The 13,340-nt window shown below is 62.2% G+C and carries 12 protein-coding genes; 4 read left to right on the plus strand and 8 right to left on the minus strand.

The features are described 5' to 3' along the window. Positions 1 to 5: 5 nt before the first annotated feature. From ntrB to LMTR13_RS29185, 3 genes are all read right to left on the minus strand, one after another. On the minus strand, positions 6 to 917 hold the full coding sequence (gene ntrB / locus LMTR13_RS29175; protein WP_065730784.1) for a nitrate ABC transporter permease: 912 nt from the start codon (positions 915 to 917) through the stop codon (positions 6 to 8). 63 nt (positions 918 to 980) lie between these two features. Continuing rightward, positions 981 to 2,300: a CmpA/NrtA family ABC transporter substrate-binding protein gene (locus LMTR13_RS29180; protein ID WP_065730785.1), complete on the minus strand. Its 1,320-nt coding sequence runs from the start codon at positions 2,298 to 2,300 to the stop codon at positions 981 to 983. 337 nt (positions 2,301 to 2,637) lie between these two features. Further along, positions 2,638 to 3,552 carry an intradiol ring-cleavage dioxygenase gene (locus LMTR13_RS29185; RefSeq protein ID WP_065730786.1) on the minus strand — a complete coding sequence of 305 codons (915 nt, stop codon included), beginning with the start codon at positions 3,550 to 3,552 and terminating at the stop codon, positions 2,638 to 2,640. 133 nt (positions 3,553 to 3,685) lie between these two features. Here LMTR13_RS29185 and LMTR13_RS29190 point away from each other — a divergent pair, with 133 nt between their 5' ends. After that, a complete protein-coding gene (locus LMTR13_RS29190) occupies positions 3,686 to 4,960 on the plus strand; it encodes a serine hydrolase domain-containing protein (RefSeq protein WP_065733058.1) in 1,275 nt (424 codons plus the stop codon). Between the two features lie 157 nt (positions 4,961 to 5,117). Continuing rightward, entirely contained in the window at positions 5,118 to 6,626 is a 1,509-nt protein-coding gene (locus LMTR13_RS29195; protein WP_065730787.1) for a sensor histidine kinase, read from the plus strand. Here the strand turns inward: LMTR13_RS29195 and LMTR13_RS29200 are convergent, their stop codons facing one another. From LMTR13_RS29200 to LMTR13_RS29210, 3 genes are all read right to left on the minus strand, one after another. Then, the gene (locus LMTR13_RS29200) at positions 6,627 to 7,946 is read right to left on the minus strand and encodes a TRAP transporter large permease (RefSeq protein WP_065730788.1); all 1,320 of its coding nucleotides are present in this window, start codon (positions 7,944 to 7,946) and stop codon (positions 6,627 to 6,629) included. It abuts the gene before it with no gap. Further along, the gene (locus LMTR13_RS29205) at positions 7,936 to 8,457 is read right to left on the minus strand and encodes a TRAP transporter small permease (protein WP_065730789.1); all 522 of its coding nucleotides are present in this window, start codon (positions 8,455 to 8,457) and stop codon (positions 7,936 to 7,938) included. The genes LMTR13_RS29200 and LMTR13_RS29205 overlap by 11 nt, the downstream gene beginning before the upstream one ends. 80 nt (positions 8,458 to 8,537) lie before the next feature. After that, positions 8,538 to 9,536, minus strand: coding sequence for a TRAP transporter substrate-binding protein (locus LMTR13_RS29210; protein ID WP_065730790.1), 999 nt, complete (start codon positions 9,534 to 9,536; stop codon positions 8,538 to 8,540). Between the two features lie 915 nt (positions 9,537 to 10,451). On the opposite strand from LMTR13_RS29210, the gene LMTR13_RS29215 reads away from it, so the two are divergent. Further along, a complete protein-coding gene (locus tag LMTR13_RS29215) occupies positions 10,452 to 10,847 on the plus strand; it encodes a helix-turn-helix domain-containing protein (RefSeq protein WP_156795846.1) in 396 nt (131 codons plus the stop codon). Between the two features lie 36 nt (positions 10,848 to 10,883). On the opposite strand, the gene LMTR13_RS29220 is transcribed toward LMTR13_RS29215, so the two are convergent. Further along, positions 10,884 to 11,078 (minus strand): hypothetical protein, encoded by a 195-nt coding sequence (locus LMTR13_RS29220; protein WP_065730791.1) that lies wholly within the window; start codon positions 11,076 to 11,078, stop codon positions 10,884 to 10,886. Between the two features lie 163 nt (positions 11,079 to 11,241). On the opposite strand from LMTR13_RS29220, the gene LMTR13_RS29225 reads away from it, so the two are divergent. Beyond that, the gene (locus tag LMTR13_RS29225; RefSeq protein ID WP_065730792.1) at positions 11,242 to 12,063 is read left to right on the plus strand and encodes an enoyl-CoA hydratase; all 822 of its coding nucleotides are present in this window, start codon (positions 11,242 to 11,244) and stop codon (positions 12,061 to 12,063) included. Between the two features lie 127 nt (positions 12,064 to 12,190). Here LMTR13_RS29225 and LMTR13_RS29230 read toward each other — a convergent pair whose 3' ends face one another. Next, positions 12,191 to 13,273 (minus strand): isocitrate/isopropylmalate dehydrogenase family protein, encoded by a 1,083-nt coding sequence (locus LMTR13_RS29230; protein ID WP_065730793.1) that lies wholly within the window; start codon positions 13,271 to 13,273, stop codon positions 12,191 to 12,193. Between the last annotated feature and the right edge of the window lie 67 nt (positions 13,274 to 13,340).

Raw genomic sequence — 13,340 nt, forward strand, 5'->3', positions numbered from 1 at the left:
ATCCTTCAGTTCAGCGCGGTGCCGCGGGTCACGATCTTCGCCAGTCCCGCGATCACGCGGTCGAGCACGAAGCCGATGATGCCGACATAGAACAGCGCCAGGATGATTTCGCTGATGTGCGAGGAATTCCAGGCGTCCCAGATGAAGAAGCCGATGCCGACGCCGCCGATCAGCATCTCCGCCGCGACGATCGCCAGCCACGACAGGCCGATGCCAATGCGAAGGCCCGTGAAGATGTAGGGCGCCGCCGCCGGGATCATGATCTTGGCGAAGAACTCCAGCGGATTGAGCTGCACGACGGCTGCGACGTTGCGGTAATCCTGCGGAATGTTGCGGATGCCGACCGCGGTGTTGATGATGATCGGCCATACCGAGGTGATGAAGATGACGAAGATCGCCGAGGGCTGACCGTCACGGAATGCGGCAAGCGACAGCGGCAGCCAGGCAAGCGGCGGAATGGTGCGCAGCACCTGAAACAGCGGATCGAGGCCGCGCATCGCCCACACCGATTGCCCGACCAGCGTGCCGAGCGCGATGCCGACGATCGCGGCAATCGAGTAACCATACGCGACGCGCTGAAGGCTGGCCGACAGATGCCAGAACAGGCCCTTGTCGATGCCGCCGTTATCGAAGAACGGATCGAAGATCAGTTCCTTGGTGTCGCTGAAAACGCGCGACGGCGGCGGCAGGGTCGAGCCGGTGCGGCGGCAGACCAGTTCCCAGAACAGCAACAGGAGCGCGAGCACGACCAGCGGCGGTACGACGCGCACCGCGGTCTCCTTCGCCATCTTGACGTATTTCTCCGCACGAGGCGCCTGCTTCGGCGTCATCGTCACCACCGGCGCCGCAGAGGTCGGCGGCGAGGCAGCAGGAAGGGCTACAGCGGTGGCTTCGGCTTTGATCGCATGCATCGACATTGAAATTTTATCTCCGCGTTTCAATGAGCGGGCCGCGCGCTGCTGCGCGCGGCCCGGTTTGAATCAGACCTCAACACGCTTGATCGAAAGTGATTTCAGATACGCAGCCGGATTTTCCGGATCGAACACCTTGCCGTCGAAGAAGGTTTCCTTGCCGCGCGAGGTCGAGGTCGGGATGTCCGCCGCCGCAACGCCGAGCGTCTTGGCGGCCTCTTTCCAGAGATCCTCGCGGTTGACCTTGCCGATCAGTGCCTTGGTGTCCAAGCCCGCGTCATATTTGCCCCAACGGATATCCTCGGTGAGGAACCAGAGATCGTGGCTCTGGAACGGATAGGAGGCGTGGTCGCGCCAGTACTTCATGATGTGCGGCGAGTTCTCGACCACCTTGCCGGGGATGCCGTAGTCGAACTTGCCAGCCGAACGGTCGTAGACGTCGTCGACCGGGCAATTCATCCATTGCCGCTTGCCCATGATGGTGGCCAGCTCTTTCTTGTTCTCCGCCTTGTCGGCCCATTGCTGCGCCTCCATCACTGCCATCAGGATCGCCTTGGCGGCTTTCGGATATTTATCGACCCAGGCAGCGCGCATACCCAATGATTTCTCGGGATGCTTGGCCCAGATTTCGCCGGTGTTAACGGCGGTGTAGCCGATCTTCTGATTGATCAGTTGCAGGTTCCACGGCTCGCCGACGCAGAAGCAATCCATGGTGCCGACTTTCATGTTCGCGACCATTTGCGGCGGCGGCACCACGATGGTTTCGATATCCTTGTCGGGATCGATGCCGCCGGCAGCGAGCCAGTAGCGGAGCCAGAGATCGTGGGTCCCGCCCGGGAACGTCATGGCGGCCTTGATCGACTTGCCGGCGGCCTTCTTCTTCTCAAGCGCCACCTTGAACGGCGCGGTGTCGACGCCGAGCTTGAGGTCGGCATATTCGTTCGAAACGGAGATGCACTGGCTGTCGAGATTGAGGCGCGCCAGGATGTACATCGGCGTCGGCACGTTGTTCTGCGTCACCTTGCCGGCCGAGATCAGATACGGCATCGGCGTCAGGATATGCGCGCCGTCGATGCCGTTGCCTTCCGAGCCGAGCACGAGATTGTCGCGGGTGGTGCCCCAGGAGGCCTGCTTGGCGACCTCGACGTCAGACATGCCGTGCTTGGCGAAGAAGCCCTTGTCCTTGGCGACGAACAGCGGCCCGGCGTCGCTCAGCGCAATGAACCCGAGGATCGCCTTCTTCACTTCCGGACCCGCGCCTTGCGCTAACGCGCCGGCCGGGAGATTCAGCTTGGCGGCGGCAAGCAATGCCGCCGTACCGCCGGTGGCCTTGAGGAGCTGGCGGCGGCTGAAACCGCGGCGCGAGGTCGGATGGGTAGGCTTCGTCATGGGCGTCGTTGTCCTTTGCGTCGGTGCGTTGAAACGGGGCCGTCCGATTGGGTCGCCGCGCCAGGCGCAGAAAGGCGCGTTCCAGGGAGGCCCCGGAATGGCGGCGTCACAATTCGGATGAGTGGTCTCGAGGGACGGCTTCAATGGCGTCGGCACAAGCTATTCAAGCTTCGTGCCAAGCCTCCCGCAGTGCAAAAACTATAGCTATGTCAATGGATTATTCGTTTGTCGCTGCGAAATCCGGCAGCGAATGGGATACCGGTTCCGCATTCAAAATTTGCTATTCGCCCAATTCTTGTGCGGCGCACAAGGATTGGGCAAGCAGAAAACAGGCGTCCTACGCGTCCTCTATGGCCTTCGCCATCATCGGCTTCGGCGCGCTTCCCTCGCCTGGCTTCATGCGGAATTCGTAGGTCATCAGATGCCACGGCTCGCCCGCGGGCTTGCCGTCCGGCATCGTTGGATCGGTGCGCTTTTCGATCCTGGCGACCAGCTCGTCCTTGACCCCGAACACCACGTCGGAATCGAGATATTTGTCGCCTTCGATGAAGACGTGGGTGATCAGCGGCTGGTGGCCGGGGGCATCGACAAGGAAATGCACATGGGCCGGCCGCATCGGGTGACGGCCGGTCTGCACGATCATCTCGCCCACCGGGCCATCGGTCGGAATCGGGTAGCTGCACGGCAGGATGGTGCGGAAAAAGAATCTTCCATCGGCACCGGTGATGAAGCGCGCCCGCGATGACGGCCCCTCCGTCGCATAGGCCGGCTTCTGGGAATCATAGAATCCATCATCATCGGCATGCCAGACATCCACCGGCACGCCGACCAGCGGCTTACCCTCGAGATCGGTGACGCGGCTCTGCACGAACATCCGCTCGCCGGGTAGCGTGGCCGAGATATCGGTGCCGTGCGGCGTCACCTTGTGTTCGCCGACATAGAATGGTCCGAGCACCGTGGTCTCGGTCGCGCCTTCGCGCTCGCGATGGTTCACGGCATCGACCAGCATGGAGACGCCGAGCACGTCGGACAGCAAAATGAACTCCTGCCGGATCGGGGTGCATTTCTGGCCTGTCCGCGTCAGAAACTCGATCGCGTATTCCCATTCCTCGAAGGTGAGGTCGGTCTTGCGGACATAGTCGTGGAGCGACTTCGCCAGTTCCTGCAGCAGGAATTTGGCGCGCGGGTCCGGCGTGTCGTCGAAGCTGCGGATGACGGCGGTTGTCAGTTCGGTCTCACTGAATTGGCGCATTTTGCTGTCCTGCGGGGGATACGCGATGGCTGGAGTCAACCTATACCACCCTTCCAGCCCGCATAAGCATGGCCCGTTGGAACAGAGGACACTTTTCGGCTATCAAAGCCGCAGTCGCCAGCCGGAGATGCCGATGTTAGCCCCCACCCCCGCCTCACCCGAGTCCGCCGGAATGTCCAAGGCGGCGCTCGATCGCCTCGAAAATCACCTGAAGCAGCGCTACATCGATGCCGGCCGCTTTCCGGGGACGCAGCTCCTGATCTATCGCCGCGGCAAGGTCGTCCATTCGATCGCGCAGGGCTTTGCCGACATCGAGCGCAGGGTGCCGGTCAAGGACGACACGATCTTCCGCATCTATTCGATGACCAAGCCGCTCACTTCCGTCGCCTTCATGATGCTGGTCGAGGAAGGCCGCGTCGCGCTCGACGAGCCCGTGCACAAATACATACCGGAATGGAAGAACCTCGGCGTGTTCGTGGCCGGCACACATCCGGCGTTCCTGACCCGGCCACCATCGCGGCCGATGCTGATCGTGGACCTGTTGCGGCACACCTCCGGCCTGACATACGGCTTCCAGCAGCGCAGCAATGTCGATGCGGCCTATCGCGAGAACAAGATCGGCGAAGTCGTCAAGGCCGGCACGCTGCAAGGCATGATCGACGACCTCGCAAAAATTCCGCTGGAATTTTCGCCGGGCGAGGCCTGGAACTATTCGGTCGCCACCGACGTGATCGGCTATCTTATCGGGTTGATCAGCGGCAGGCCGTTCGAGCAGTTTCTGAAGGAGCGCATCCTCGATCCGCTTGGGATGAAGGATACCGATTTCTTCGTGCCCAAGGACAAGGCGCATCGGTTCGCGGCGTGTTATTCGGCCGATCCACAAGGCGGCATGACGTTCCACGCCACCGAGCGCAAGGGCACGCTGACGCTGCAGGACGACCCGACGACGAGTTCGTTCCTGTCGCCGCCCTCCTTCATCTCCGGCGGCGGCGGCCTGTGCTCGACCACGGCCGACTATCTCACCTTCTGCCGGGCGCTGCTCAATGGCGGCGAACTCGGCGGCGTCAGATTGTTGGGCCCGAAGACGCTGAAGCTAATGACATCGAACCATCTGCCCGGTGGGGTCGACCTGCCGGCGATGTCGCGCTCGCTGTTCTCGGAAGCTGCCTATAACGGCATCGGCTTCGGCCTCGGATTTGCCGTCACCATGAGCCCGGCGCAGACGCTGATTGCCGGCAGTCCCGGCGAATATAACTGGGGCGGTGCGGCAACGACCTCGTTCTTCATCGATCCGGCGGAAGAGCTGATCACAATCTTCATGACGCAGGTGTTGCCGTCGAGCGCCTATCCCTTGCGGCGCGAGCTGCGCACCATGGTGTATGCCGCGATCACGGACAGCAATCTTTAGAGCAAAAGACAATGGCGTGGTGTTCCGCCGCGCGAGGCTGCCGCTGCGGAACCCGACGCTCTGCCGATAGCGCACCAAACATCCTACTAATATTCTTGGCGAAATTCGGCGGCTTCTCCTATGCTTGCCCCGATTTGGCGCCGATCCGGGGCTTGCGTTGCCGAAACTCTCACTGCCAGTGCGTCTTGCCCTTCTGGTCGCGGGAACCACGCTGCCATTGATTGTTTTCGCGGCCGGCATCGTTTTCAACCATTACAAGCAGGACCGCCAGAACGCGACACAGCGCGTCCTTGAAACGGTCCGCAGCATTCGCCTCGTGCTCGATTCCGAGATACAGCGCATGACGGGTGCACTGCAGGTGCTGTCGCTGACGAATGAACTGCGCGACGGGGACTTCGAGGGATTCCGCCGTATCTGCCAGGGCTTCCTCGACCAGTATGGCGAAGGCGGCGTCGTGCTGGTGGCGAACCGCGACGGCCGCCAAGTGTTCTCTTCCCTCACGCCTGATACTGCCAACCTGCCATCCCGCAACAACCTCCCGATGGTCGAGAGGGTGTTCGCGGAAAAGAAGCCGGTCTATTCCAACCTGTTCTTTGGGACCGTCAAGAAACGCTTGATCGTAACGGTCGAGGTGCCCGTTATCCGCGACGACGAGGTGCTTTACGACATCTCCTTCAGTCCGCCGATCGAAATATTCCAGGCCATGATCGAGCAGCAGCGGCCAAGCATGGACTGGACGATTTCGATCTTCGACGGCGAAGGCACCAATTTCGCGCGAGTGCCTAACCCGCAGGAAACGGTCGGCAAGCGTGCATCGCCTTCGCTCTATGCGGAGATGTTCCGAAATCCCGAAGCCACCCTGCCGACGGTATCGCTCGAAGGCGTGCCGCTGATCACGAGCTTTGCCCGCTCCTCGCTCACCGGCTGGACGGTGGCCGCCGGCATCGCCGAAAGTTCGCTGGTCGCGCCGCTCTGGCGCAACCTCGCGATCACCAGCGTGATGGGCGCCGTTCTCCTGATGATCGGTCTCGCCTTCGCGGTGCGGATGGCGACCCAGATCGCCCGCGGCGAGATGCTCCACAATCTCCTGATCGAGGAACTCAATCATCGCGTCAAGAATACGCTCGCGGTCCTGCAGTCGATCGCCACCCAGACCTTCCGCAGCGCGAGCCGGGCGGAGCGCGAGAAGTTCGAGGGACGGCTCGGCGCACTGGCGGAGGCACATAACCTGCTGAGCCAGGAGAAGTGGCTGGGCGCGGAGCTGCGGGAAGTGATTGCGCGGGTGCTGCAGCCCTATCTGCTCAACAATCCCGAGCGGGTGCGGATGTTCGGACCGCGGGTTCCGCTGTCACCACGGCTCGCCGTGGTGCTGTCGATGATCGTGCACGAGATCGCAACCAATGCCGCCAAATACGGCGCACTCTCGAACGACACCGGGACCGTGGCGGTGGATTGGGAGATCCTCGAAGAGAGCGACGGGCGCAGGTTGCGCTTGATCTGGACCGAGGCAGGCGGCCCGCCCGTCACGGCACCGGTGCAGCGCGGCTTCGGCTCGCGGCTGATCGAGCGCAGCGCGCGCGACCAGCTCGGCGGCGAAGCAACCGTCGACTTTCTGCCGCGCGGCGTTGTGTACACGGTAAGCTGCGCGCTCGACAGGGAAGAATAGCTACTTAAGCATCTCCGGCACGATCAGGCGCGGCAGGAACAACGAGACGCTCGGCCAGATGATGACGGCGACCAACACCAGCAGCATCGGTATCAGCATGATCACCGTGTCTTTCAGCGCGTAGCGCAGCCGTACGCCCGCGATCGAGCAGGCGATCATCAGGCACAGGCCATAGGGCGGCGTCACCAGTCCGAACGCCAGCGACACGATCGAGATGATCGCAAACTGAACGGGATGCAGGTCGACCGACTTCGCTAAGGGCTCCAGCACGGTGCCGACAATCACGATCGCCGGAATGGCGTCGAGGAAACAGCCTACGACCAGGAAGCAGAACGCGATGAAGAAGCCGGCCGCAACCGCGCCCATTCCCCAGGTCGAAACGTTGGCCAAGAGCTCCTGCGGTATCTTGTAATAGGCCAGCAGCCAGCCGAACGCGCTCGCGGTGCCGATGCAGAACAGCGCAACGCCGGCCAGGCGCCCGGTGTCGAGCAGCGCCTTGTAGAGTTCGCGCGGGCCGGTTTCGCGGTAAAAGAACGCCGACAGCACCACGGAATAGAGCACCGCGACGCAGGCGGATTCGGTAGCGGTGAACCATCCGAGCAGGATGCCGCCGACGATGATGAACGGCGTCATCAGCGCCGGTATCGATCGCAAGATGGCGTAGCCGATATCGGTCCAGCTCGATTTCGGGTAGGTCGGATAGCCGCGCCGCACGGCATAGACATGCACCGTCGCCATCTGCGCACCCGCGATCAACAGGCCGGGCACGATGCCGGCCAGATACATCGCGGCGATCGAGGTCGAGATCAGTCCGCCCCAGACGATCATCAGGATCGAGGGCGGGATGATGACGGCGAGCACCGCTGTTACCGCCGTGATGGCGATCGAAAACGAGAGGTCGTAGCCTTCCTTGGTCTGGGCGTCGATGAAGATCTTGGATTGGCTGGCGGCATCCGCGGTGGAGGAGCCGGAAATGCCGGCAAAGAACACCGACAGCACGACATTGATCTGCGCCAGCGAGCCCGGCCAATGCCCGACCATCGAACGCGACAACGCCACCAGGCGGTCGGTGATGCCGCCGATCCCCATCAGGTTGGCGGTCAACAGGAAGAACGGCACCGCGAGCAGGATGAACGAGTTATAGGCGTTGAAGGTCTCCTGCGCGAGGGCCATCATCGACAGGCGCGGCTCGATCAGCAGGATCGGTACGCAGGCAAGGCCAAGCGCGAAGGCGACCGGCACGCGCACGATGAGCAGGCCAACGAAAACGCCGAACAGGACCAGCGCGGCCTCTCCGGCGGAAAGTACATTACCGCTCATTGCTTGCCCCAAGCAGAATCCGGGTTTCATCGAGGATCTGTTCGCCCGCGAACACGATCCAGGTCACGCCCGCCGCCGGCCATGCGACATGGATCATCCAGAGCGGCAGATCGGCCAGTTCCGACGTCCTGTTCCAGGCAAACCGTGTGAATTCGAGTCCGGCCCATACGAACACCAGCGCCAGCGCCAGAATGCCGAGGCGCGCGACGATCCGCACCGCGGCTTCCGCCCGCCGCGACAGATGAGGCCAGAGGTCGATTTCGAAATGCTGCGCCTCCCTGACCCCGACCATGGCGCCGATCATGATGGTCCAGACGAACAGGAAACGCGCCATCTCCTCGGTCCAGATGTAGGACGGAATGAACGGCGTGTAGCGCGAGACGACCTGCAGGGTGACCGGAACGACCAGAATGCCGACGCATGCGGCGAGCAGGATTTCCAACAGTTTTGCATAGGCCGCCGTCGCGCGTCGCCATAGCGACGGGTTCGGCGGCATCGGTATTTCAGTCATCGTGGCTCCGGGAGGTAACGATCACGGAATGGGGCAAGCCGCATGGCTTGCCCCATTCCTGTCGCTCGGCGCGACAATTCTCAGGCGACGTTGATCTTCTCGAAGATGGCTTCGGCGCCGATTTCCTTGGCGTAGACAGCCATCACGGGATCGGCGAGCTTCTTCATGGCGTCGCGCTCCTCGAAGGGAACGCGCTTGAGCTTGCCCGCCTTCTCCAAAGTGTCGAGCTTGACGACTTCCTCGCTCGACTCGAGCTGGCGGCCGTAGTCGCCGGCTTCCTTGCCGGCCTTCATGATCGCGTCCTGCAGATCCTTCGGCAGGGTCTTCAGCGTCTTCACCGAGAAACAGATCGGCCGGATCGAGACCGCGTGCTGCGTGAGGTTGAGATGGGGCGCGACTTCGTAGAACTTCATCGCTTCGACACCTGCAGCCTCGTTCTCGCCGGCGGCGATCACGCCGTTCTGGATGGCGTTGTAGACCTCGTTGTAGGCAATCACGGTCGGGCTCATGCCGACGGCTGCAAACGTCTTCGACCAGATCGGCGCGCCCTGCACGCGCACCTTGAGTCCCTTGAGGTCGGCGAGGTTCCTGAGCGGCTTGTTGGCGAAGATGTTACGGATTCCGCCGCCCGCGTAACCGATCAGGACCACCTCGGCCTTGACAGCGATTTCATCGGCGACCGGCGCGAGGATATTCTTCTCGACGACTTTGTTCATGTGCTCGATGCCCTTAAACACGAAGGGCGCATCGATGAAGGGGGCCGCCTTGGCGAAGGTCGACATGTGGGCCGGCGAGACGATGCCGTAATCGACCGCCTTGCCCTGGGACATGTATTCGAAATATTGCTTCTCGAGGCCGAGCGACGAATTCTTGTGCAGCGTGAAGTTCACGGGCTTGCCGTAATACTTCTTCACCAGCTCTTCGAACCTGGTCAGCGCCTTGGTAAAGGCGTGGTCGTCGTTGAACTGCACGGCGCCGTTAAGCGTGACGGGCGCCTGAGCCCTGACGATCGATGGCATGCCGAAGGCGCCGGCAACAGCCGTCGCACCAAGGCCCGCAAGTACGGTTCTTCGCTTCATGGCAATCCTCCCCTTTAATGCCTGTCCCTTGTGAGCGGGACTTTGGCCTGGCCGACGGCGCGGCCACTATCGCAAAGCGTATGCAAAACGATGCGGCTGTGGAAGCCAATTTAAGTAGTACCCAAGGCCAATAAGCCGCACACGGCCAGGGCCGATGATTGCAATCACCTTGGGCAAATCCCGCCCCGGGCTCGGGCCGAACCTGCGTCCCCGGCGTCAATAGCCGTAGGCGCGAGACGGCTTCGCGGCATGCGCGTCGCCGCGCGACATCGGTCGATCCGTGCATGCCGCCGGCACCTGCAGCCGATCGACACGTCGCAAATATTGCGCGATGTCGGATCCGGGCCATCCCTCGCGTGCAAGACGTTCCCGTTAGAGCGGCGCTGCGCCAGAGCCATTTTTGCAGGATTCCGATAGCGCTGCGAGCGCGCGGCTTGCTGCTATTTCCCAGCACGCCTGATCCGAAGGCGGAGCTGAACCCTGCTGCATTTTATCAGGCATCAGTGTCTGCGGAAAATTTCCAGCAACAACCGCCGATGTGCTGCGAACGATCGCACGATCAGCCCGCAAAGCCCGTAGAAATCCGGTGCTTGATCGCGACACAGTAAGTATGCTGGCCAAAATCTGTGGCCTTTGAACTCGCGGTGGTTGTGGTTTGTCGAATATTTTGCCAAATGTATAGGGCGGGGTTTGCCAATACACGCCCCGGGTGCCGACAGCTTTAGGTAGTTGGCGGCGCCGGTATCAGGATGCTTCCAATACGCGTAGGCGTTTGGCGACCATCCCGCAAATCTCAGGAATTCCGTGGTTCCCTATACCAACTCACGGACCGGACTGACTTTAACGCGGTACATATGGATGAACCCCTGACCTACTTTTGCCAGGGTTTCCCGATCGAAGGACGGTAAAACCAGAATGAACAGATCAGCAGCAAAGAAGATGAAGCAGCGCAGCGCCGGCAAACCCGATATCGAATTGGGCAAGCGGATTCGCCTGCGGCGTGTGGAACAAAAAATCTCGCAAGCGGAGCTTGGCGACAAGCTCGGCGTCAGCTTCCAGCAGGTTCAGAAGTACGAGAAGGGCGTCAATCGCGTCGGCGCTGCTCGTCTTCAGCAAATCGCTACCGCGCTCGACGTGCCGGTGACGTTCTTCTACGACGGCGACGGCAAGGCGCGCGAGGTCGAGAGCCTGCTCTTCCTGGACAGCGCGTTCAGCCTTAGGCTGTTGCGTGCCTACAGCAAGATCAAGGACCAGACTGTACAGCGTCAGTTGGTGTCTTTGATGGAATCGATCGCCGCCAACGAGAGCTAGGCATATCGCGCCTGGATCGCAGCACCGCGGACCCGATCAATCGACGCGAGAAATCGCCGGGTAGCCTGTTGCTGCGCTGGGCCAAATCTTGAGCTGGCCGGGACGAGACCCGTGCGACGCCATCAGGATGGGGATGGCGGAGTCCGGATCCACCGCAGCGAAAAGCCGACGCGGCAGGTCTCCGACGACCACCGCCGGTTCGACCATCAACAACGACTGCATCACCGCCACGCCGATATCCCGCTACACGCGATGCGGGTGAGCCGGCTCATGCCCTGACGACCTCACCATTGCCCTGCACCCTCTGCTGGTCGCGCCTGCAAATGCGGCGATTGACCTCGGCGCGAAGCTTGTCCGACAATGGACCAAGCCTCACGAGTGGAAGCCGCAACCGATGCTCGACATCGCCCAAACTGCCGAACTATCCCATGCCGACGGCAAGATCCTGCAAAGCGTCAGCGATGGCGTTGGCGTCATCGCCTTCAACAATCCCGACAAGCGCAATGCGATGTCGCTCGAAATGTGGGAAGGCCTCGGCCACGCGCTGACCGAACTGCGCGACAACGCTGACGTGCGCGTCGTGATCCTCGTTGGCGCCGGCGACAAGGCCTTCGTCTCGGGTGCCGACATCAGCCAGTTTGAAAAGACCCGCCATAACGCGGCGGCGTCGGAGGAATATTCGAAACGGAGCGAGGCGCAGCGTGCGCTGCTCGCGAGTTACCCGAAGCCAACGATTGCCTGCATTCGCGGCTTCTGTCTCGGCGGCGGGATGCAGGTCGCGATGCTCACGGACATCCGTATCGCCTCCGACAACAGCGAGTTCGGCATTCCAGCCGCCAAGCTCGGCATCGCCTATGGCTATGACGGCCTGCGCCACCTCGTCTCGCTGGTCGGCCCATCCTGGGCGCGGCTCATTATGTACACGGGTATGCGGATCGACGCTGCGGAAGCGTTGCGGATCGGATTGGTCGACCGCGTGTTGCCGAACGCGGAACTATGGGGCGCGACCATGCAGATCGCCCGCACCATCTCCGGCAACGCGCCGCTCGCCATCAAGGCAGCCAAGATCACCATCGCCGAGGTGCTGAAGGACGAAAGCCAGCGCGACATGGAAGCGATCAAGGCGATCGGCCGCGCCTGCATGGATTCGGAGGATTTCCGCGAAGGCCGCACGGCGTTCATGGAAAAGCGCAAGCCGCAGTTCAAGGGGAAGTAGTGAGCAACGTCATTGCGGGGCGATGCGCAGCATCGAATTGCGATGTGCGATTGCACATCGGAGAATCTCGATATCCCAACCTCTGGATTCCGGGTCCGTCTGCTTCGCAGCCGTCCCGGAATGACGGTTACAACGCTGCCAGCACCGCCTTCGCAATATCCGCCGTGCCGTTGCTGCCACCGAATTCCATCGGCTTGATCCCTCCGGCATAGGCCTTGTCCACTGCGCGCTCGATGCGCTCGCCGGCTTCGGCTGCGCTTTCGAGCCCGTGCTTGTCGCCGAGCCAGTCCAGCATCATCGCGGCCGACAAAATCATCGCCGTCGGGTTGGCCTTGCCCTGCCCCATGATATCGGGCGCGGTGCCGTGGCACGGCTGGAACACGGCGTAGCGGTCGCCGATATCGGCCGAGGGCGCCATGCCGAGCCCGCCGATCAGGCCGGCAGCGAGGTCGGAGAGAATGTCGCCGAACATGTTCTCCGTCACCATGACGTCGAAGTCCCAGGGGCGCTTCACCAGCATCAGCGAACAGGCATCGACATAAAGCCGATCGGCCTTGACGTCAGGATGGCGTTTTGCAGCCTCATCGAACATCTCGCGAAAGAACGCGAACGCTCTGAACACGTTCGCCTTGTCGACACAGGTCAGGCCGCCATTCGCTCGTCCCCGCGCTTTGCGGCGTTCGGCGAGCCTGAACGAAAACTCGAACAGCCGCTCCGAGGTCTTGCGGGTGATGACGAGCGTCTCGCGCGCCTCGGCATCGGTGACGACGCCCTTGCCCATCGAGGCGAACAGGCCTTCGGTCGATTCCCGGATCAGTACGAGATCGATGCCGCGCTGGTCGGCGCCGACGATCGGGCTCGGCACGCCCGGTATCAGCCGCGCCGGGCGCACGCCGGCATAGAGATCGAAATGGAAGCGCAGCTCGATCTGCGGCGCGATCTCGGTGTTGTCGGGGTAGCGCACCGACGGCAGGCCGCAGGCGCCGAGCAGGATGGCGTCCGCCTCCTCGCACAGCCGCACGGTGCTGTCGGGCATCGACTTGCCGGTCGCGAGATAATTGTTGGCGCCGGCCGGCGCCTCGGTGAAGCGAAATTTCAGCTCGCTCGTCGCCTCGATCTTGCGCAGCACTTCCAGCGCCGGCGCCATCACTTCAGGGCCGATGCCATCGCCGCCGAGCACGGCGATGTGGAAGGTATTGTTTGCGGACATGGGGGTTCCTTACATGGGCAGTCATTCCGGGGCGCATCGAAGATGCGAACCCGGAATCTCGAGATTC

The sequence above is a fragment of the Bradyrhizobium icense genome, assembly GCF_001693385.1.
In the GTDB taxonomy this organism is placed as follows: domain Bacteria; phylum Pseudomonadota; class Alphaproteobacteria; order Rhizobiales; family Xanthobacteraceae; genus Bradyrhizobium; species Bradyrhizobium icense.

Bases quoted from the DNA above. Each gene is read 5' to 3' on its own strand.
- ntrB (WP_065730784.1), bottom strand. From the start codon at position 917: ATGTCGATGCATGCGATCAAAGCCGAAGCCACCGCTGTAGCCCTTCCT.
- LMTR13_RS29180 (WP_065730785.1), bottom strand. From the start codon at position 2,300: ATGACGAAGCCTACCCATCCGACCTCGCGCCGCGGTTTCAGCCGCCGC.
- LMTR13_RS29185 (WP_065730786.1), bottom strand. From the start codon at position 3,552: ATGCGCCAATTCAGTGAGACCGAACTGACAACCGCCGTCATCCGCAGC.
- LMTR13_RS29190 (WP_065733058.1), top strand. From the start codon at position 3,686: ATGTTAGCCCCCACCCCCGCCTCACCCGAGTCCGCCGGAATGTCCAAG.
- LMTR13_RS29200 (WP_065730788.1), bottom strand. From the start codon at position 7,946: ATGAGCGGTAATGTACTTTCCGCCGGAGAGGCCGCGCTGGTCCTGTTC.
- LMTR13_RS29205 (WP_065730789.1), bottom strand. From the start codon at position 8,457: ATGACTGAAATACCGATGCCGCCGAACCCGTCGCTATGGCGACGCGCG.
- LMTR13_RS29210 (WP_065730790.1), bottom strand. From the start codon at position 9,536: ATGAAGCGAAGAACCGTACTTGCGGGCCTTGGTGCGACGGCTGTTGCC.
- LMTR13_RS29215 (WP_156795846.1), top strand. From the start codon at position 10,452: ATGAACAGATCAGCAGCAAAGAAGATGAAGCAGCGCAGCGCCGGCAAA.
- LMTR13_RS29225 (WP_065730792.1), top strand. From the start codon at position 11,242: ATGCTCGACATCGCCCAAACTGCCGAACTATCCCATGCCGACGGCAAG.
- LMTR13_RS29230 (WP_065730793.1), bottom strand. From the start codon at position 13,273: ATGTCCGCAAACAATACCTTCCACATCGCCGTGCTCGGCGGCGATGGC.